Source organism: Idiomarina seosinensis, assembly GCF_003987275.1.
GTDB lineage: Bacteria > Pseudomonadota > Gammaproteobacteria > Enterobacterales > Alteromonadaceae > Idiomarina > Idiomarina seosinensis.
In genome coordinates, this window is the sequence record NZ_PIQF01000002.1 from 415,873 (window position 1) to 433,938 (window position 18,066).

Consider the following 18,066-nt stretch of genomic DNA (forward strand, 5'->3'; position numbering starts at 1 on the left):
AAACAACAGGGAGTCGCGACGATGATGCGGACGGACTTCGAAAGCTGGCAAGCAGACTTTATTGAACGCCTTCAAACTGGTCAATTGCCCCAAGCACACTCTCCCGTTACGACAATTTCAGATTCCATGGTGAGCAGTTGGTACAACAGTCAACTGCTCAGTCGCTTCGCTGATCTCGAGTCTCGACGACTACAAAAACAAGGCAAGAGTTTTTATACTATTGGCAGTGCCGGCCATGAGAGCAACGCCGCAGTAGCGGCCGCACTTAAGATAACCGACCCGGCGTTTTTGCATTATCGTAGCGGCGCCTTTTTTTTACAAAGGGCACACCAAAAGCCGGGGACTCAGCCTTTATACGACCTAATGCTCTCGTTTTGTGCTTCAGCCGAGGACCCAATTTCTGGCGGGCGTCATAAAGTCCTTGGCAGCCTCGAGTTAAATATCCCCCCACAAACCTCAACTATCGCATCTCATTTACCAAAAGCCATGGGTACGGCTCACGCAATAGCAATGAGTAAACGCTTGAAGCTGGCAGGCACATGGCCAAATGACTCCGTCGTTTTATGCAGCTTTGGAGACGCCTCGGCAAATCACTCGACACTCTTGGGGGCATTAAATTCGACCGCGTGGGCAGCCTATCAGGGCATTCCAATGCCCATAATGTTCGTCTGTGAAGATAATGGCATAGGGATTTCCACCCGCTCTCCGAAGGGCTGGATCGCGCAACGATTACAAAGCTTCCAGCCAATTAAATATTTTTACGCAGACGGCCGCGATAGCCAACAAGTATTCCTTACTGCTCAGGCAGCTCGACAATATATTAAAAAATCGGGTAAGCCAGCCATTTTACATCTACAGACAACACGCTACTTCGGTCATGCCGGAGCTGATGCGGAAGTCGCTTATCGCGACAAATACCATATTGCGGCAGACTTTGAGAACGACGTACTGCTGTTCAGCGCTGCGCAGTTGGTAAAGCGGGGAATAACCTCTGCACCTGAACTAGCCAACCATGCCCAGTCAATCAAAGAACGGGTGGCCCGCGTCGCTGAACAGGCGTCGTTGAGACCACGACTAACAACGGCGAAAGCTATAAGTTCGTCGGTTGTCGCGAAAGCCAGGAGTGGAGATGCAAAAGTTCGCAGTGAAACCTCCATCAATCAGGCTTTAGCGTTTGATAAGCGTAATATGCATACACCTCAGCCGCTGGGTAAAATGCTTAACTGGGCGTTACATGAAATTATGCAAGAGCACCCAAATGCACTGATTTTCGGAGAAGATGTCGCCAAAAAAGGTGGTGTTTATCATGTGACCCATCATCTATGCGAACAATTTGGCCCAAACCGGGTCATGAACACGGTACTTGATGAACAGACCATTCTTGGCTTAACCATTGGTGCAGCACAACAGGGTTTCCTACCGATCCCCGAAATACAATTTTTAGCCTACATGCATAACGCAGAGGATCAGCTACGCGGCGAAGCCGCCACCTTGCCGTTCTTTTCCAACGGCCAATATGATAACCCAATGGTTATTCGTATCGCCGGCCTAGCCTACCAGAAAGGTTTTGGTGGCCATTTCCATAACGACAATTCTTTTGCTGTCTTTCGCGACATTCCGGGCGTTATCGTCATGTGCCCGAGTAATGGTCGCGACGCCGCGCTGTTAATGCATCATGCCGTTGACCTTGCACAACGAGAGCGGCGTGTCGTAATTATGCTGGAGCCTATCGCTTTGTATATGGCCCGCGATTTACTCCAGGCTGGTGATAACGGCTGGCTATTTGATTACCCTTCAGCTAAAGAAGCCATACCGAAACTGGGCCAACCAACAGTTCACGGTTCCGGTAAAAAAGTTGCTGTCATTAGTTATGGCAACGGCTATTACCTAAGCCGTCAAGCCTGCGCAGAACTGCAGGCAGAGGACCAAGTCCGTATTATCGACTTACGGTATCTAGTGCCACTAGCTATGGATAGCGTCATGCCTTTTATTGAAGAGTGTGAAAAGGTATTGATCGTCGATGAATGTCGCCAACGAGGATCGCTTAGCGAAGAAATCATCACCTATCTACAGGAACATCAACCAAACCTGTTCAGCCAGGTATCACGGTTAACCGCTGAGGATTGTTTTATTCCGTTAGGTAAAGCCGCTTACGATATTTTGCCATCAGCAAATCAGATAAAAGATCGTTTGCAAACAATGGGAGTACTTAGGCAATGACGGCAATAAACAGTAAGCCCACTGCGGTTGTGGTCTGCCCGGGCCGGGGTGGCTACAACAAGCCCGAACTTGGCTCTATTTTTCGACATCATGAAAAGCAAAAGCCATTAATCGACAAATGGGACGCTCGGCGTGACGCATTGGGGACAGCTACTGTATCGCAACTTGACCAAGCCGATAAATTCGACTTTAACTGGCATCGGCAAGCCGATAACGCAGCAGCGCTGATCTACGCAGCGGGTTACCTGGATTTTAACGCGATTAGAGATGACTACAATATTGTGGCAGTAACCGGCAACTCGATGGGCTGGTACACAGCTCTTGCGTGCGCTGGCGTATGGGACGCAGAACATGCCATGGACATTGTTACCGACATGGCAGTTAATACAGCCGAGGCCGAAGGAGCACAGTTAATTTATCCGTTGGTTGACGAAAACTGGGTTTGGCACGCACCTTATCAACAGGCCATAACCGATGTACTGAAACAGCACCAGGGTAAGCTGTTTGAGTCTATTCGTTATGGTGGCTATATCTTACTTTCCGGAACGCAGGCTGCGATAGCAGCCGCCGCAAAAGATTTGCCAGTTATCGAACAGCGCTTCCCAATGATTTTGCCAGGTCATGCAGCATTTCATTCTTCGCTAATGCAAGCAGCCTCAGATCGGGCATTAAAGAAATGGTCAGTAAAACAGTTTCAGCAGCCGAAAACCCCATTGATTGATGGCCGTGGCTTTTGCTGGCAATTACCTGGTATCGACCTTGACGCGATAAGACAGTATACGTTTCAACACCAAGTGACCGAAACGTATGACTTCACTCGCGCGCTACAAGTTGCAATCCATGAGTTTGCACCCGACCACCTGATCCTGCTTGGACCCGGTAATAGTCTTGGCGGCGCGGCGGGACAAGTCGCATCGATGCTAAACTGGCAAGGCATTACTAATAAAAGTAGCTTTAATAATATACAAAAAAGCGACACCAGAGGAACTCCGATGCCACCTATTGTGAGTTTGGGGATTAACTAGTTAACAATCTGCTCTAGCTCACCCCACGCTGATTCAAATGCTCTTTATACGCCATATCGCTTCCCATGATATGGCGTGTCAGCCATGCTTTGACAAATTCAAGCAGCTCATCAATAACGTCTTCATTGTTATCAACGCGCTGTTTAAAACGCATGACGTCAGCAACTAAGTCTTTGTGCTTCTGCTTGTGATTTTCTAAATCATCGTAGCCGTGGCGCTCCATTAACAATTCTTCATAATTAAAATGGGTGGCGGTGTAATTAATTAACGAATTCACTAAGCGCTGCACAGCATGATGATCGCCGCCGCGCTGCTTAAGCCGGAAGATCTCGTTAGCAATATAAATTAGCCGCTGGTGTTGACGGTTAACCTCCTCGATGCCGACATCCAGCTTATCACTCCATTCAATCAATTTCTGTTGGCGGCGGATACGCTCAGCAATCACATCATCTTCTATGTAATAACGGTCTCCGAGTGACTTAATTTCCCCCCCCAGCGTGGTCAGTTGAGCAGAGCTTTCTAATGCCTCCTGGGAGCGCTGGTCAACCACTTTCGCACTGGCAGATAGCGAGTGAATAGTATTCTGAATATTATAAGTCACTGTCGACTGTTCTTCTGCGGCCGAAGCAATTTGAGTATTAAAGTCGCTTATAACGCAAACATTACTCACAATATCGCGCAGCGAACTTTCAGCGCTCACTGCGTGTTCTACATTATCCGCAGCCAGTGCTTTATTGCTCTCCATACTACTCACGGCAGTTTCCGTATTCTTTTCCAGCTTTCCAACCACGCTCTGGATTTCGCCAGTTGACGCCTGCACTCGCTGAGCCAGTTGCCGGACTTCATCAGCAACCACTGCGAAGCCACGACCTGATTCACCTGCCCTGGCCGCCTCAATAGCAGCATTCAACGCTAACAAGTTGGTTTGATCAGCGATATCATTAATGGTTAACAAGATCTTGGAAATCGCTCTGCTGTCTTCAGACAAAGACTTTATTACCTGTTGTGACTCAGACACCTCGTGTTCCAATTGACGAATTGCGGTGACCATTAGCTGAACCTTTTGTTGACCGTGCTCCGCCGACTCCAGTGTTTTATCAGCCTCCGTCGCGGCTTTCTGCGTCGATTCTGACACTTCACTAATAGCCGCTGTCATTTGTTCAACTGCCGCTGCCGCGCTCTGCATCTGTTCTGCCTGTTCATTAGCTTTTCGAGCCAACTCGTTGATCGCCTTGTAATTTCTGGCACCAAGATCATCCATACCACGACTTGATGCCCGTATCGCATCTACCGAGTAGCTGGTCTCAACCGCGATAGAATTAAGATATTCAGTAATACGTCCAAGCTCATCCTTACTAAAACGCTCACCCAGACTGTTCAGGTCGCCGTTTGCCAGTGATTTAGCCATGTTGATATTGGCATTAACAGCACGATAAATCCCCAGATACATGCTGGTGAATAGCAATAGCTGAACAATCACCATTACTACCAGTAAGGCAATGTTCCAAATAACCACTGACTCCAGTTGTTTTAAGCGATTTTGCTGAACTTGTTGGTAGAGAGGCACGACTTCATCATAAAGTTTGTACAACTGTGCAACAGCCTTTGTGCCTTGGTTAAAGTATTCTCTCGAATTGATGAATGAATCTGTGACCACTGAAGTCGATTGATCGCGGAAGCTACGCAATGCCGCTATCGCGCCCGGCGCCATTTCGAGCTGGGCTAAGCCACTGCGATACTGGTTGAGCACAGCTAAACTTGTAGCAAACGCGTCCGTCTGAGTTTTTAGCGTCACATTTAAGTTTAATATCCGTTGTTTTAAGGTGTCATTAGTGACACCACTTAGCCAACGAGCTCCTAGCCCACGTAGCTGCCCAGTAACCTCAACCAACTCAGGTAGTTCCGCTGTAGCAAGCAGAGACAGATAAAGGGCGTCGAGCTTATCTTCTAATAACTGATTCGAATTTCTGGCCGTTTGCGCTAACAATGTCTGCAACTGGACAATCACACTACTATAAGCGTCAAATTCAGTGCTCTGCTGCTGAGCTTGCCGCCATAACTGCTCAAGTTTCCTTAGCTCCTGTGCAACCAGCATCTGCTCCAGTTGCTGGTTGGCAACGCTTAACTTTTGCAAGTTATTTTCTATTGAAGACTTAAGCGATGCCAACTGCGATGATTTTTGCCCTGACGAGACCAAACCACGATAAGTAGCAACCTCTTCCAGCAATTCACGTATAGGAATCCATAAAGCCACAGCATCTAGCTTAAGCTGTGTTTGTTGCTGCTGCTCCCACGAGTCCTTAACCATTAAGCTACTGAGTACGATAACCGGGATAAACAAAATGATACCGATCAGACTAAATTTACGGCGAAAGCTTAAGCTGTTAAAAAGAAACTGAATAGGCCGCGTTAACCAATTTACGCCCCGCATAGACTGCTCCTTAATAACCGCAAACCGCGGTTTCCAATGCGACCGTAATCATATGATCAAATGAACGTTCTCGCTGTTCTGAGGATAAATGCTGTTGAGTCAGTAAATCATCCGATACAGTTAATATCGCAAGCGCCTCGGCCCGATAACGTGACGCAACTGAGTACAAACCAGCCGCTTCCATTTCAATCGCCAGTATGTGCATCCGGTTAAGAGTTTTTATTAATGTTCGGTTAGGGTGATAGAAACTGTCCGTGGAAAACACTTTTCCCACGTGAACATTTACCCCCTCTCGTTCAGCCTTTTCAACTGCCGTATTTAGCAATCGATAGTCAGCAATTGCGGAAAAATCATAGCCTGCGAATTGTTGTCGATTTGCATTAGAATCGGTTGAAGCGCCAGCAGCCAGAACCATATCATTTAGCGCAACATGCGGGTCGGTAGAGCCACATGACCCTACCCGAATAAGGCGCTTTACATTAAACTCCCGCAGCAACTCTTCGGCATACAACATACAGCTCGGAAGCCCCATACCAGTACCCATTACCGATACCCGAGTTCCCTGATAAAAGCCTGTATAACCGAGCATGTTGCGAGTTTCATTAATCAGTGTTGGTGTATCCAAGTAACGCTCGGCAATAAATTTTGCTCGTAGCGGATCCCCAGGCAGCAAACAACTCTCCGAAAATTGTCCCGGTTTAGCTTGAATATGTGGCGTTGTCATATATTATGCTTTAACCTTAATTGTTTTAATCAATTTCGATGCGCAGGCAAAGGTAGCCTAACCGCTGTCCGAATCACTTGATGTAAATCAACAATACAAACAAAATTAGATCCAATCGGAGTATAGAATGAGTGTCGAAAAAGCAGTAACCGCTTTTGCCGGTTTTATGGTTTTACTATCAGTGGCATTAACCTACTGGCTGCATCCCAACTTTGTCTGGCTAACGGTATTTGTCGGCGCCAACTTATTTCAACAATCCTTTACCGGATTCTGCCCGGCTAGTATTTTTCTGAAGCGAGTTGTTGGCTTAAAAACCGAGCGTGAGCTGGCCAATACAAAAAAAACCGCCAACTGAAGAACCTGTTGGCGGTAGGGGCAACTTCCCTAATCTAGCCCCATAAACTTGCTCGGAAATAGATCTTTAAAAGTGGTAACGCAGGCCAATCATCGCGACATAAGGGTCTATTTGCACGTCAACACTTTCAATAGTAGAACCGTTCAGACGCACATCGCCGGTGGTATCAATATCCATTTTGCTGACCATCAAGTGCACTCCCCAGTCCTTGTTAAGCTCAACATTAACACCAGCCTGAAGCGCTAATCCCCAACTGTTTTCAAGCGCAAGGTCAACGCTATCATCAGTGGTTGCCACGCCCAGAGCTTGCAGCGTCGAACGTAATTCCGGAGCAGGCTGTTCATCGAAAAATGCAGTGTAGTTAACGCCGACACCAACAAATGGTTTAAACAGATCACTGCCCAAATCAAAGTGATATTGTGCTAATAAGGTCGGTGGAAGGTGTTTGGTTTTGCCGATGTTCAATCCGGCTAATGAACCTGTGGCTGTAATATCGTGGCTAAACGGAGTCGCCGCGACAAGTTCAACAACCCAGTTTTCGTCCAACGCGTAATCAAACGTCAAACCCAGTTGGGTATTCGTATTAACGCCGACACCCGTGCTATTCTGTTCTAACCCGGCAACATTTTCGACCACGTTAAGCGAGCCGCTGCTGTCGTCTGGCATAACGCCAATAGCACCAACATTTACAGAAAAATCGTTAGCAAGTGCTGAACTACTTAATAACCCTAATAATACACCAAGAGACAATACAGAACGCTTCATGGGTAACTCCTTGTGAATAGAATACCCATGAATTTTATAAGGTTTTGACTTTACACAACTTGATCTATATCAGTATTTTTACTGATTAGGTCTCCGCGTTGTGGTAAACATTTTGCACATCGTCACAGTCGTTTAGCATGTCCATCAACCGCTCAAACATCGGCATGTCGTCCTCACCTATCGACGTAGTAACATGTGGTAGGAATTGAATTTCATCAGCGTCAAAATCAATTGACTCAAAGGCATTTGTTAAGGCCTGCCGCGCAGCCATGTACTCCGTATGCGGTGCAAATACCGTCACTACGCCACCTTCGAATTCAACGTCAGTAACATCCACATCGGCTTCCATTAATGCTTCTAGTACGTCGTCTTCATTATCATGCTTAAATGCAAAAATGGCGCAATGTTCAAACGAATGCATAACACTGCCCTGCTCACCGATTTTGGACTTACTTTTAGTAAAGCAATTACGTACGTCGCCAAACGTCCGGTTTGGGTTATCTGTTAGGCAGTCAACAATGACCATGCAGTTACCCGGACCATAACCTTCGTAACGGGCAGGTGAAAAATCCTCTCCAGCTCCACCTTGTGCTTTATCAATTGCTTTTTCAATCACATGCGACGGAACCTGATCTTTCTTGGCGCGGTCAATCAAATTGCGTAGCGCCAGATTAGCATCAGGATCTGCTCCGCCCTGCTTAGCACAAACATAAATCTCACGGCCATAACGGCTGTAGACCCTGCTTTTTGCAGTGGCTGTTTTGGCGATTGATTCTTTACGGTTTTGGAAGGCGCGACCCATAAGCTTTCTCTTGTATTTAATTTATGACGATAAAAAGAGTTCGAATTTTACACGCTGGTTTGATCGCGGTCTATTGAAATCAGTAAAGGGTTTGATCAGCACAGTAAACACAATTGCGTCCGGCCTGTTTACCACTATAAAGAGCTCGGTCAGCTATTTGTTGCAAGTGCTCTTCGGTTTCGATATGTTCATTCATTGCCACCACACCAAATGTAGAAGTTACTTTAACCGGGCCGTCATCGTTCGCGACCACCAGCTCTTGCACCGCTTGACGCAGTTTTTCAGCAACTTTCTTCGCTTCCTCAAACGTCGTTTTTGGCAGCAAAATAGCAAACTCCTCACCACCGACTCGAGCAAAAACATCGGTTGCTCTGAGTTGACGGCTTACCGTCTTTGTTACTTCGATTAGGACTTTGTCACCAACCCCATGACCATAGTTATCATTCACTTGCTTAAAGTGATCAAGATCGAAAGTTATCAGGGATAATGGATCTTTGTAGCGCTGTTTGCGGTGAAATTCAGTGTCGAGTGCCTGGCTAAAGTAGCGCCGGTTGTAAACTTCCGTGAGAGGGTCAATAACTGCCTGCCGTTGCAGTTTAAGCTCCAACTCTTTTTGTTCAGTAATATCCTGCACAGTGCCTACCAGGGTCTTTTTGTCGCTTTGTAGTTCGGCAAGTTCATGAACCCAAATAATATTCCCTGACGCCGTCTTCATTCGGTGTTCAACATCATGGGTTCCTGTGGTTCCGGCTTTTGCTTCGCTTTCCAAAACAATAGCTAAATCTTCTTCCGGCACTAAACTCCGGAAAAAATCGATTGTCGGTGTGACTAAGTCACTGTCAAAGCCAAGAATTTCATAAACAATATCGGACCAATACAATTCACCCGTCTCAATATTCGCTTCCCAATGTCCTGTTCTGGCGATTTTTTGCGCTAATTTCAGGTTAGCCTGACTTCGTTCAAGTTCTAACTCCAATTTCTTGCGATCGGTGATATCGATGATCATTCCGTACCATAGGGTCGATCCGTCGATAGAGGTCTGTGGTCGAGCGTGGCCAAAAACCCAACGCTCCATTCCGGAGTGTCGTATCCGGTATTCACAGACCCAGTCATCGCCTGTTTCTGCCGATTTTCGAATACTTGTTCTTACTCGTTCAAAATCATCCGGATGAAGGGTTTCGAAGACGGATTTAGCGGTTATTCTGGCCTGCTCTGGTTTAACACCATATATGTCTTGCAGGCCTTTGCTCGCAAACGGGAAGCGTGAAGTGCCATCAGGAGCTAGTTCAAACTGATAGACAACGCCCGGTAATAAATCAGCAAACACTTCAAACCGCTGGCTAAGTTCGACCAGTGCAGTAATATCGATATGAGTGCCGACAACCCATTCGGGCGCGCCACTTGCTGTGCGCGATACGAGCTTGCCATAGTCTCTAACCCAGACCCAGTGACCATCCTTATGACGTATTCTTGCTTCGCATTCGTAGAAGTCTCGTTTCCCGTCAAAATGTTCCTGCAAAATTTGGTCGGAAACTTTTCCGTCCTGCGGGTGCACCAAACGCTGCCAGGTATCGATACTGATAGGCTCCAACTCACTTAACGAGTATCCAGCAATCTGTGCCCAGCGCTGATTAAAGTGACATTCGCCGGTTTGCACGTTCCACTCCCATGTGCCGGCCTGTGTTGCTTGTAACATCGTGGCCAGACGTTCACTAAGCGGCAGGTTTTGATACTTTCCGTAGGGCATGTTGGTACCTTCATAAAATACTTTTCAACAGAATATTACAGATTGAACACTAAATGCCACCACAGATTTGCTGGCCTTGTGAGTCTTTTAAATTGTCCAATCAGCGACTTTTTCTGTCATTCAACGTATAATATGCGCCCAGTTGCTTTAAGCCAAAGTAAAGCACCTCAGATAAAGTTGAGTGTTTTAGTCAGGTATTTTATAATATTGAGCATTCGCAGTTCAGCAAGGTGGTAAACATGAGCGAACAAATTGATCAGGCCCTAGAACGTAAATACGATGCGGGCTTCGTTTCTGAGATTGAATCAGAAACCTTTGCACCCGGTCTCAACGAAGATGTTATTCGTCGCTTATCTGCAATGAAAGACGAACCTGAGTGGATGACTGAGTGGCGTTTACAGGCTTATCGCAAGTGGTTGAAAATGGAAGAGCCGGAATGGGCTCATGTCGATTATCCTAAAATAGATTATCAATCCATTTCATACTATTCCGCGCCGAAGAGCATGAAAGATAAACCCAAATCTCTGGACGAAGTTGACCCCGAGTTGTTGCGGACTTATGAAAAACTTGGTATTCCACTGCACGAGCAAGAAATGCTTGCGGGCGTGGCAGTCGATGCGGTCTTTGACTCTGTTTCCGTGGTGACCACCTTCCGCGAGAAACTGGAAGAAGCCGGTGTTATATTCTGTCCGATCTCCGAAGCTCTGCACAAATACCCGGATCTGGTTAAAAAATATTTGGGTACCGTGGTACCAAAAGGCGACAACTACTTTGCTGCATTAAATAGCGCAGTGTTCACCGATGGCTCGTTTGTTTATATCCCGAAAGGAGTACGGTGTCCGATGGAACTGTCGACCTATTTCCGAATTAACGAGCAGAATACCGGCCAGTTTGAACGCACACTAATTGTTGCCGAAGAAGGCAGCCACGTTAGCTACTTAGAAGGCTGCACTGCCCCTCAGCGAGATGAGAACCAGCTGCACGCGGCAGTGGTAGAACTTGTCGCGTTAGATGATGCAGAAATTAAGTACTCAACCGTGCAGAACTGGTACCCCGGCGATGAAAACGGCAAAGGCGGTATCTACAACTTCGTCACTAAGCGCGGCTTATGCGAAAAGAACGCTAAGATTTCGTGGACTCAAGTCGAAACTGGCTCCGCGGTAACCTGGAAATATCCGAGCTGCATCTTAAAAGGTGATAACAGTGTTGGCGAGTTCTACTCAGTTGCATTAACTCGCGGCAAGCAACAAGCAGATACTGGTACCAAAATGATTCACTTGGGTAAAAACACCAAGTCGACCATCATTTCGAAAGGCATATCGGCCGGGCGTAGTAACAACGCCTATCGAGGTTTAGTCCGTATGGGACCTGGTGCCGAAGGCGCTCGAAACTTTACTGAGTGTGACTCGCTGCTAATTGGCGACCAGTGCGGCGCGCATACGTTCCCATATATAGAAAGCAGCAATCCGACCGCGATTGTAGAGCACGAAGCCACCACCTCTAAGGTGAGTGATGACCAATTATTTTTATGTCGGCAACGAGGCCTGGACCCTGAAAAAGCAGTCTCAATGATTGTTAATGGCTTCTGTAAAGAAGTATTCCGCGAGCTACCTATGGAGTTCGCCGTAGAAGCCGGTAAGTTGCTAGAAATCAGTCTTGAAGGTTCAGTGGGGTAATACATGCTATCAATTAAAAAGCTGCACGCACGTGTAGAAGAAACAACCATCTTAAAAGGCCTGGACATGGAAATTAAGCCAGGCGAAGTTCATGCGGTTATGGGCCCCAATGGGGCCGGTAAAAGTACCTTAGGTTATGTTTTATCAGGTCGCGATGGTTACGAAGTAGAAAGCGGCACTGTTGAGTTCGAAGGTAAAGATCTATTGGATATGGAAGTCGAAGAGCGAGCTCAAGCTGGTTTGTTTCTGGCGTTCCAGTACCCGGTTGAAATTCCTGGGGTTAGCAACATGGAGTTTATGAAAGAGTCTGTAAACGCGATGCGTGAAGGTCGCGGCGAGACTCCGCTAAGCTCAGCTGAATTTTTGAAAAAAGCCAAAGCGGCATGCAAACAAGTTGAACTGCCACTCGACTTTTTAAAGCGTGGTGTTAACGAAGGCTTCTCGGGCGGCGAGAAGAAGCGCAATGAAATTATGCAGCTGATTTTGCTAGAGCCTAAACTAGCGATTTTGGATGAGTCAGATTCCGGGCTAGATGTTGACGCGTTACAAGTCGTTGCTAAAGGTGTTAATAGCCAACGCGACGGCAAAAGAAGCTTCATCGTCGTTACCCACTACCAGCGCTTGTTGGATTACATCGAACCCGACTACGTACATATTTTGTCAAACGGCAAAATTGTAAAAAGTGGCGGCCCAGAGCTGGCGAAAGAAGTTGAGAGTTCTGGTTACGCTTGGCTGAAGGAAGGAGAGAACGCATGAGTCAATGGTTAGCACACGTCATAGACCGTGCCGCCAACGTTGACGACTGGTTATCTCCGGTACGCGCTAATGCACTTGCTGAGCTTAAGCAAAAAGATTGGCCAGGGCGTCGCACCGAAGCGTGGCGTTACACATCACTGCATAAGGTAGCTGACCTAAATTTAGCCACCAACAGTCAACAAACGGCAGAAGCCCCGCTAGTCGATGGGCTGAATAGTATCGACCTCGTTTTTGTTGACGGCCGGCTAACGACGGATATTGCTGCTTTAAACTTGCCAGCAGGCGTGTCTGTTCAATCATTAGAAACTAAAAATGAAGCGGCCGACAAGTTGTTTGGCAAAATTAAGCCGGAGCATCATTTATTTGGTTTGGTGAATGATGTGCTGGCACAACAAGGCGTCGTCATCGATATAGCTGACGCAGCCGAAGTTGACCAGCCAATTCGGATAGTAAACGTTGCTACCGACGGTATCGAATCACACCATCGAACTCTGGTTCGCCTGGGTAATAACGCCAAAGCCAAGATCATTGAGCATGGCGTTGGTAACGATCACAGCCTTAATACGGTGTTTGCAGAATACGATATCGGTGACAATGCCAAGCTTGAACACTACCGACTTGCGCTGCATGAAGGTAACGCGATTCACGTTGGCGGTAGTCACTTTCGCCTACACAACCAGTCACGCTTAAACAGCACTTTGGTTGGTTATGGGTCGCAGTTAACTCGCTTAGATGTTGATATTGAGCACGCTGGCGAACACGCCTTCGCTAAATTTAATAATATTTATTTATTAGCTCCGAACGAGCATTTCGATTTGCACAGCACGATTGAACATGCTCAACCAAATGGAACTACCGAAGAGAACGCCCGCGGTATTATTGGCGATAAGGCAAAAGCGGTATTTAATGGCCGTATTCATATTCATCGTCACGCTCAGAAGACGTTAGCGGAACTTAACAATCGCAACTTGTTACTGACCCGGGGCGCCCAGATAAATACCAAGCCTGAGCTCGAAATCTATGCCGATGACGTGCAGTGTGCGCATGGTGCAACCGTTGCAGAGATCGATGAAGAAGCTCTATATTACTTGCTGACCCGAGGCATCGACAGACAGCAAGCATTGATTATGCTCAACTTTGGTTTTGTCCAGGAACTGCTGTTTCAAATGCCCAACCGGGCGCTAGCAGATTGGTTACACCCCATTCTTAAGCAGCGCTTTGAACGTATGATGGAGCAACGATGAGTCTTGATGTCGCCTCAGTTCGAGCACAGTTTCCAATTCTGTCACGACAGGTTAATGGGCAACCGCTTGTCTATTTAGATAATGCAGCGACAACGCAAAAGCCACAGGCTGTGATTGATGCATTGGTGGATTACTACACGCAATGTAATTCCAATGTCCACCGTGGCGCTCATTTCCTATCGGACGAAGCAACTAAGCGCTATGAAAATGCGCGAGCAACGGTAGCGCATTATATTAATGCTTCGCGTAATGAAGAGGTTATCTGGACCAGTGGTACCACCGAAGGTATTAACCTAGTCGCTAATGGCGTTGCACAACGCCTCAAGCCAGGCGACGAAGTGATGGTTACCGAAATGGAGCATCACGCTGACTTAGTAACCTGGCAGCAGGCTTGCAAACGTTCAGGGGCGACGTTAAAAATCGTTCCGATTCATGATAGCGGCGAGCTTAATGTTGACGCTTTTCATGAATTACTCAGCGATAACACTGCGTTTGTCGCTATGCCGCACGTGTCTAATGCGCTTGGGACGATTAACCCGATAAAGCAGCTAACCGCGGCTGCAAAAGCCAAAGGCGCTCTGGTTTTAATTGATGGGGCACAAGGTGTAGCGCATGGTGCCATTGATGTGCAAGACATTGGTTGTGACTTCTACGCATTTTCTGGGCATAAACTATTCGGACCAACCGGCATCGGCGTGCTTTGGGGTCGCTATGAAGTGCTCAATGACTGGCCCGTTTGGTTAGTGGGTGGCGAGATGATTGCCACAGTTACCTATCAGAACTCGACCTGGGGCGAGTTGCCTAACCGGTTAGAAGCCGGAACTCCCAATATCGCGGGTGTTATTGGCTTAGCAGCAGCGATAGAGTGGTTGTCTCAGTTTAACGCTGCTGATATTTGGGCGCACGAACAAGCATTGTTAACCCGGGCAACGGAGCTAGCGGAACAGACCGAAGGACTCAAAATTATAGGTACTGCACCAAACAAGATTGGGGTTCTTAGTTTCGTTATCGACGGCTCTCATCCAGCCGACATCGGCTTTATCCTGGATAAACAGGGCGTAGCTATTCGCACCGGTGATCATTGTGCACAGCCGCTAATGAAACGTCTCAATGTACCCGGCACTGCACGCGCGTCATTTACTTTATACAATACTTTAGACGAGGTTGAGACGCTATTTAAAGCTATCAACAAAGCTCGTATGATGTTGGCTTAACGGCCGGAGGATATTATGTCTGTAGAATCATTCGTACCCTCGAACGCGCTCATCTCGATGACCGATAATGCGATTCGTTATTTTGAGTCGCGCTTGCAAGATCAACCTAATACACTTATTCGCTTATCGACTAAAGCCAGTGGCTGCACCGGCTATGCCTATGTGCTGGATCCTGTTGAGGGAGCCCAGGACGGCGACGAAATAGTGTCTATTAATGACAACATCACAGTAGCTGTTGCCGCAAACGCCATTGAGCTGCTACGTAATACTGAAATAGATTACGTGAAAGAAGGTATTAACGGGGTGGTTAAGTTCAATAATCCCAATGTGGTCAACGAGTGTGGCTGTGGCGAGAGCTTCAGCGTTAGTTAACTTTTTAGTAAACCTAGAGTAGCTGCTCATCATGCAACAGAAAATGGTCAATACCATACGCGAGGTAAAGGCTCGTAGAGTTCCCTCAGGTGAACCCAAAGTTATTCCGAAGGGCGAATTTGTTAATATTACCCAAGACTTAGGTGGCAACTACACTGTTACCTGGCAGGGAAATATGCTGCGTATCGATGGTACTGACGGCGATGCTATTGGCCGTAAGCCGGAAAAACTAGATTTTGAAAAGCCCGCTGATGGTAAAATATCCGAGCAGCAAGTCTGGGATGCTCTGGAAACCATTTACGATCCGGAAATTCCAATTAACTTAGTCTCATTAGGTCTAATCTATAAAGTCGATATTGATCAAGAACAGCAACAAGTGACGATTGATATGACATTAACAGCACCCGGCTGTGGTATGGGGCCTGTGCTGGTGGGAGATGTGGAATACCGCGTCTCGCTCGTGCCTTTCGTGGAAACAGTAACGGTTGATTTGGTTTTCGATCCCCCCTGGTCACGAGATATGATGAGCGAAGAAGCCCAGCTTGAAGCCGGCGTGTTTTTTTAGTGCAAAGGATTACGTAACACATGAACTTACCAACAACGGATGAAATTCTCGACGATCTTGAGTTCCTTGATGACTGGGAGCAGCGCTATCAGTATATAATCGATCTTGGTAAGGCATTACCGGGCTTGCCGGTAGAGCAGCATAAAGACGAATATCTGGTGCGAGGTTGCCAGAGTAATGTGTGGCTTATCACTGAAGAAAAAGACGGTAAACTACTGTTTCATGTCGACAGTGACGCGGTTATCGTACAGGGACTACTGACCCTTGTGATGGCTGCTTATCATGATAAAACGCCAGAGCAAGTTCTTGCTTTTGACATCGACCAGTACTTTAATCAGCTTGATCTGGAAAATCATATTACCCCTACTCGAGGCAATGGGCTGCGAGCCATCGTCAATAAAATACAAACGACCGCAAAAACCTATTAACGTCGCTTACCTGTAAGCATTGGGCGTATCAACTGAATACGCCCCCACCAGCCCATTATAATTACCGCGCACACATGAATTAAAACACCAACAAACAAAGCATCCGCGATTAAGCCATGAATGGCTTCAATTAAGGAGCTACCAAAAAAGTAATCAGTCTCCTCAAGCAAAAACCCAGTTATCCCCTGGGCCAGGAATAACAGCCAAAAAAGTAAAATTAACAGTCCACCCAGTGGATTGTGACCTTGCTCTTTAGGTAACTGTCGCTGCTTAAGGTGGCAAAAGTGTTGCCGAAGACGAGTTGGGGTGGGGAAGAACGACGATATCCTGGCATTATCAGGGCCAATGAAGCCCCAGACAATACGGATAGCTATCAAGCTAAAGGCACTATAACCGACCCACTGATGGACCTGCTCTCCAGGCTCGAGTAAGAAATAATTGAGACTAAAAGCAACAACAATGAGCCAGTGATAACATCGAACGAAACGATCCCACACCTTCACTGCTGTTGCTACCACGGGTTATTCCACTTCTTGTTTAACAACACTACCGTCTACAGGGTTAAAGTAAATTTCGACTTTTTCTCCTGAGCGATTTTTACCATAGACTTCGTAACAGCTACCAGGCGTCACTTTAAATTCATTAATTTCATAGCCCTCTTGCTCAAGGCCCGCCTGGAACTGCTCTTGATCCATCCACTCAGTTTGTGACGCAGTAGTACATTGCGTAACAGACTCCTCGGCACTACAGGCAGCGAGTAATACCAAGGCAGTTGCGCTAGTAAGTACCTTTAATTTTGTCATATCCTACCCCTTCTTTTCGGTGTCCGATTTTTCGGCTCGAGTCGCTTCTAACGCGGCCATCAAGTCGGTCGATAATGAGTCCAATTGCCCAGTCGGCTGCGGCAACATTATGACTTTGCTTGATGCCGTATCAAAAGAGCCTAGCACGTCAACATAGTTGGTAAATTTAAGTAGGTCAATGACGTCCCGAGAGGTAATATCTGCACTCTCATTGGTCACCATCGCAATAGAATCTCGCAAACCTTCAGCAATGGCACGTCGTTGACCGGCAATCCCTTCACCTTGCAGAATTTTTGACTCTTTGTCAGCTTCTGCCTGCTTGACCATGATAATTTTCTCGGCTTCTGCTTTATGCTCAGCCGCCCGACGCTCTCGCTCTGCTGCATTAATCTGGTTCATTGAGTCTTTTACCGATTGGTCCGGATCAATGTCGGTCACCAACGATGCAATAATCTCATAACCATAGCCTTCCATCGTTTCTCGCAGCTGCATTTTAACGTCTTTAGAAATGCTGTCCTTGTTATCAAAAACAGCATCCAGGTTTTGCTTTGGTATTTGCGCACGCACCGTATCAAACACATACGACTGCATTTGCCACTCTGGATTTTCCAATTGATAAAATGCGTTGTACACAGCATCTGCAGTGCTTACCCGGTATTGCACCGAGACTCTGACGACCACAAACACGTTATCATTGGTTTTGGTCTCAACATCGACGTCCAACTGCCGGGTTCTCATCGATTGCTTGTGCGCTACTTGTTCAACCAGCGGAATAATAAAGTTTAATCCTGGGTGCAACAATCTACTGAAACGCCCAAACAGCTCGATGACAAACACGCTTTGCTGGGGGACAATTCTTATCGAGCTCACCACTAAGGCGAGCACGATTATTGCCACGATAACCCAGAGAACTGGAAAATCTGCACTATTACCCATGAG

General features: G+C 46.9%; 18 protein-coding genes. 10 read left to right on the forward strand and 8 right to left on the reverse strand.

The window, feature by feature from the left end:
* Nucleotides 1-21 precede the first annotated feature (21 nt).
* The gene (locus tag CWI81_RS08330; protein WP_241970395.1) at nucleotides 22-2,220 is read left to right on the forward strand and encodes a dehydrogenase E1 component subunit alpha/beta; all 2,199 of its coding nucleotides are present in this window, start codon (nucleotides 22-24) and stop codon (nucleotides 2,218-2,220) included.
* A complete protein-coding gene (locus tag CWI81_RS08335; protein WP_126784842.1) occupies nucleotides 2,217-3,245 on the forward strand; it encodes a malonyl CoA-ACP transacylase in 1,029 nt (342 codons plus the stop codon). The genes CWI81_RS08330 and CWI81_RS08335 overlap by 4 nt, the downstream gene beginning before the upstream one ends.
* 13 nt (nucleotides 3,246-3,258) lie before the next feature.
* On the opposite strand, the gene CWI81_RS08340 is transcribed toward CWI81_RS08335, so the two are convergent.
* Together CWI81_RS08340 and deoD are read right to left on the reverse strand one after the other, a co-directional pair.
* Nucleotides 3,259-5,676 carry a bacteriohemerythrin gene (locus CWI81_RS08340; RefSeq protein ID WP_126784843.1) on the reverse strand — a complete coding sequence of 806 codons (2,418 nt, stop codon included), beginning with the start codon at nucleotides 5,674-5,676 and terminating at the stop codon, nucleotides 3,259-3,261.
* 10 nt (nucleotides 5,677-5,686) lie between these two features.
* Nucleotides 5,687-6,400: a purine-nucleoside phosphorylase gene (deoD, locus tag CWI81_RS08345; protein WP_126784844.1), complete on the reverse strand. Its 714-nt coding sequence runs from the start codon at nucleotides 6,398-6,400 to the stop codon at nucleotides 5,687-5,689.
* A 127-nt stretch (nucleotides 6,401-6,527) separates the two neighbouring features.
* Here deoD and CWI81_RS08350 point away from each other — a divergent pair, with 127 nt between their 5' ends.
* Nucleotides 6,528-6,755: a YgaP family membrane protein gene (locus tag CWI81_RS08350; protein ID WP_126784845.1), complete on the forward strand. Its 228-nt coding sequence runs from the start codon at nucleotides 6,528-6,530 to the stop codon at nucleotides 6,753-6,755.
* Nucleotides 6,756-6,821: 66 nt separating this feature from the next.
* Here CWI81_RS08350 and CWI81_RS08355 read toward each other — a convergent pair whose 3' ends face one another.
* From CWI81_RS08355 to CWI81_RS08365, 3 genes are all read right to left on the reverse strand, one after another.
* Nucleotides 6,822-7,520, reverse strand: a complete 699-nt coding sequence (locus tag CWI81_RS08355; RefSeq protein WP_126784846.1) for an OmpW/AlkL family protein — start codon at nucleotides 7,518-7,520, stop codon at nucleotides 6,822-6,824.
* A gap of 85 nt (nucleotides 7,521-7,605) precedes the next feature.
* The gene (locus CWI81_RS08360) at nucleotides 7,606-8,322 is read right to left on the reverse strand and encodes a YebC/PmpR family DNA-binding transcriptional regulator (RefSeq protein WP_126784847.1); all 717 of its coding nucleotides are present in this window, start codon (nucleotides 8,320-8,322) and stop codon (nucleotides 7,606-7,608) included.
* 79 nt (nucleotides 8,323-8,401) lie between these two features.
* Entirely contained in the window at nucleotides 8,402-10,069 is a 1,668-nt protein-coding gene (locus CWI81_RS08365; protein WP_126784848.1) for a GGDEF domain-containing protein, read from the reverse strand.
* Nucleotides 10,070-10,308: 239 nt separating this feature from the next.
* Between CWI81_RS08365 and sufB the strand changes: the two genes are divergently transcribed.
* Genes sufB through CWI81_RS08400 form a run of 7 tightly spaced genes read left to right on the forward strand, consistent with a single transcriptional unit; the run spans nucleotide 10,309 to nucleotide 16,324 of the window.
* Nucleotides 10,309-11,745 (forward strand): Fe-S cluster assembly protein SufB, encoded by a 1,437-nt coding sequence (gene sufB / locus CWI81_RS08370; RefSeq protein ID WP_126784849.1) that lies wholly within the window; start codon nucleotides 10,309-10,311, stop codon nucleotides 11,743-11,745.
* 3 nt (nucleotides 11,746-11,748) lie between these two features.
* Nucleotides 11,749-12,501 carry a Fe-S cluster assembly ATPase SufC gene (gene sufC / locus CWI81_RS08375; protein WP_126784850.1) on the forward strand — a complete coding sequence of 251 codons (753 nt, stop codon included), beginning with the start codon at nucleotides 11,749-11,751 and terminating at the stop codon, nucleotides 12,499-12,501.
* Nucleotides 12,498-13,745 carry a Fe-S cluster assembly protein SufD gene (sufD, locus tag CWI81_RS08380; protein WP_126784851.1) on the forward strand — a complete coding sequence of 416 codons (1,248 nt, stop codon included), beginning with the start codon at nucleotides 12,498-12,500 and terminating at the stop codon, nucleotides 13,743-13,745. The genes sufC and sufD overlap by 4 nt, the downstream gene beginning before the upstream one ends.
* Entirely contained in the window at nucleotides 13,742-14,959 is a 1,218-nt protein-coding gene (locus tag CWI81_RS08385; RefSeq protein ID WP_126784852.1) for an aminotransferase class V-fold PLP-dependent enzyme, read from the forward strand. The genes sufD and CWI81_RS08385 overlap by 4 nt, the downstream gene beginning before the upstream one ends.
* Nucleotides 14,960-14,974: 15 nt before the next feature.
* Nucleotides 14,975-15,331 (forward strand): HesB/IscA family protein, encoded by a 357-nt coding sequence (locus tag CWI81_RS08390; RefSeq protein WP_126784853.1) that lies wholly within the window; start codon nucleotides 14,975-14,977, stop codon nucleotides 15,329-15,331.
* Nucleotides 15,332-15,362: 31 nt separating this feature from the next.
* Nucleotides 15,363-15,896, forward strand: coding sequence for a putative Fe-S cluster assembly protein SufT (gene sufT, locus CWI81_RS08395; protein WP_126784854.1), 534 nt, complete (start codon nucleotides 15,363-15,365; stop codon nucleotides 15,894-15,896).
* A gap of 20 nt (nucleotides 15,897-15,916) precedes the next feature.
* Nucleotides 15,917-16,324, forward strand: a complete 408-nt coding sequence (locus tag CWI81_RS08400; protein WP_126784855.1) for a SufE family protein — start codon at nucleotides 15,917-15,919, stop codon at nucleotides 16,322-16,324.
* Here CWI81_RS08400 and CWI81_RS08405 read toward each other — a convergent pair.
* The 3 genes from CWI81_RS08405 to CWI81_RS08415 are packed head-to-tail and all read right to left on the reverse strand — an operon-like array spanning nucleotide 16,321 to nucleotide 18,063.
* Nucleotides 16,321-16,842, reverse strand: coding sequence for a cytochrome b/b6 domain-containing protein (locus CWI81_RS08405; RefSeq protein WP_241970396.1), 522 nt, complete (start codon nucleotides 16,840-16,842; stop codon nucleotides 16,321-16,323). The genes CWI81_RS08400 and CWI81_RS08405 overlap by 4 nt on opposite strands.
* 3 nt (nucleotides 16,843-16,845) lie before the next feature.
* Nucleotides 16,846-17,127, reverse strand: coding sequence for a PepSY domain-containing protein (locus CWI81_RS08410; protein ID WP_126784856.1), 282 nt, complete (start codon nucleotides 17,125-17,127; stop codon nucleotides 16,846-16,848).
* A gap of 3 nt (nucleotides 17,128-17,130) precedes the next feature.
* Nucleotides 17,131-18,063 (reverse strand): SPFH domain-containing protein, encoded by a 933-nt coding sequence (locus tag CWI81_RS08415; RefSeq protein ID WP_126784857.1) that lies wholly within the window; start codon nucleotides 18,061-18,063, stop codon nucleotides 17,131-17,133.
* Nucleotides 18,064-18,066: the final 3 nt, after the last annotated feature.

What these genes read in the sequence shown, in the direction of transcription:
- CWI81_RS08330 (WP_241970395.1), top strand. Translation starts at nt 22, where the DNA reads ATGATGCGGACGGACTTCGAAAGCTGGCAAGCAGACTTTATTGAACGC.
- CWI81_RS08335 (WP_126784842.1), top strand. Translation starts at nt 2,217, where the DNA reads ATGACGGCAATAAACAGTAAGCCCACTGCGGTTGTGGTCTGCCCGGGC.
- CWI81_RS08340 (WP_126784843.1), bottom strand. Translation starts at nt 5,676, where the DNA reads ATGCGGGGCGTAAATTGGTTAACGCGGCCTATTCAGTTTCTTTTTAAC.
- deoD (WP_126784844.1), bottom strand. Translation starts at nt 6,400, where the DNA reads ATGACAACGCCACATATTCAAGCTAAACCGGGACAATTTTCGGAGAGT.
- CWI81_RS08350 (WP_126784845.1), top strand. Translation starts at nt 6,528, where the DNA reads ATGAGTGTCGAAAAAGCAGTAACCGCTTTTGCCGGTTTTATGGTTTTA.
- CWI81_RS08355 (WP_126784846.1), bottom strand. Translation starts at nt 7,520, where the DNA reads ATGAAGCGTTCTGTATTGTCTCTTGGTGTATTATTAGGGTTATTAAGT.
- CWI81_RS08360 (WP_126784847.1), bottom strand. Translation starts at nt 8,322, where the DNA reads ATGGGTCGCGCCTTCCAAAACCGTAAAGAATCAATCGCCAAAACAGCC.
- CWI81_RS08365 (WP_126784848.1), bottom strand. Translation starts at nt 10,069, where the DNA reads ATGCCCTACGGAAAGTATCAAAACCTGCCGCTTAGTGAACGTCTGGCC.
- sufB (WP_126784849.1), top strand. Translation starts at nt 10,309, where the DNA reads ATGAGCGAACAAATTGATCAGGCCCTAGAACGTAAATACGATGCGGGC.
- sufC (WP_126784850.1), top strand. Translation starts at nt 11,749, where the DNA reads ATGCTATCAATTAAAAAGCTGCACGCACGTGTAGAAGAAACAACCATC.
- sufD (WP_126784851.1), top strand. Translation starts at nt 12,498, where the DNA reads ATGAGTCAATGGTTAGCACACGTCATAGACCGTGCCGCCAACGTTGAC.
- CWI81_RS08385 (WP_126784852.1), top strand. Translation starts at nt 13,742, where the DNA reads ATGAGTCTTGATGTCGCCTCAGTTCGAGCACAGTTTCCAATTCTGTCA.
- CWI81_RS08390 (WP_126784853.1), top strand. Translation starts at nt 14,975, where the DNA reads ATGTCTGTAGAATCATTCGTACCCTCGAACGCGCTCATCTCGATGACC.
- sufT (WP_126784854.1), top strand. Translation starts at nt 15,363, where the DNA reads ATGCAACAGAAAATGGTCAATACCATACGCGAGGTAAAGGCTCGTAGA.
- CWI81_RS08400 (WP_126784855.1), top strand. Translation starts at nt 15,917, where the DNA reads ATGAACTTACCAACAACGGATGAAATTCTCGACGATCTTGAGTTCCTT.
- CWI81_RS08410 (WP_126784856.1), bottom strand. Translation starts at nt 17,127, where the DNA reads ATGACAAAATTAAAGGTACTTACTAGCGCAACTGCCTTGGTATTACTC.
- CWI81_RS08415 (WP_126784857.1), bottom strand. Translation starts at nt 18,063, where the DNA reads ATGGGTAATAGTGCAGATTTTCCAGTTCTCTGGGTTATCGTGGCAATA.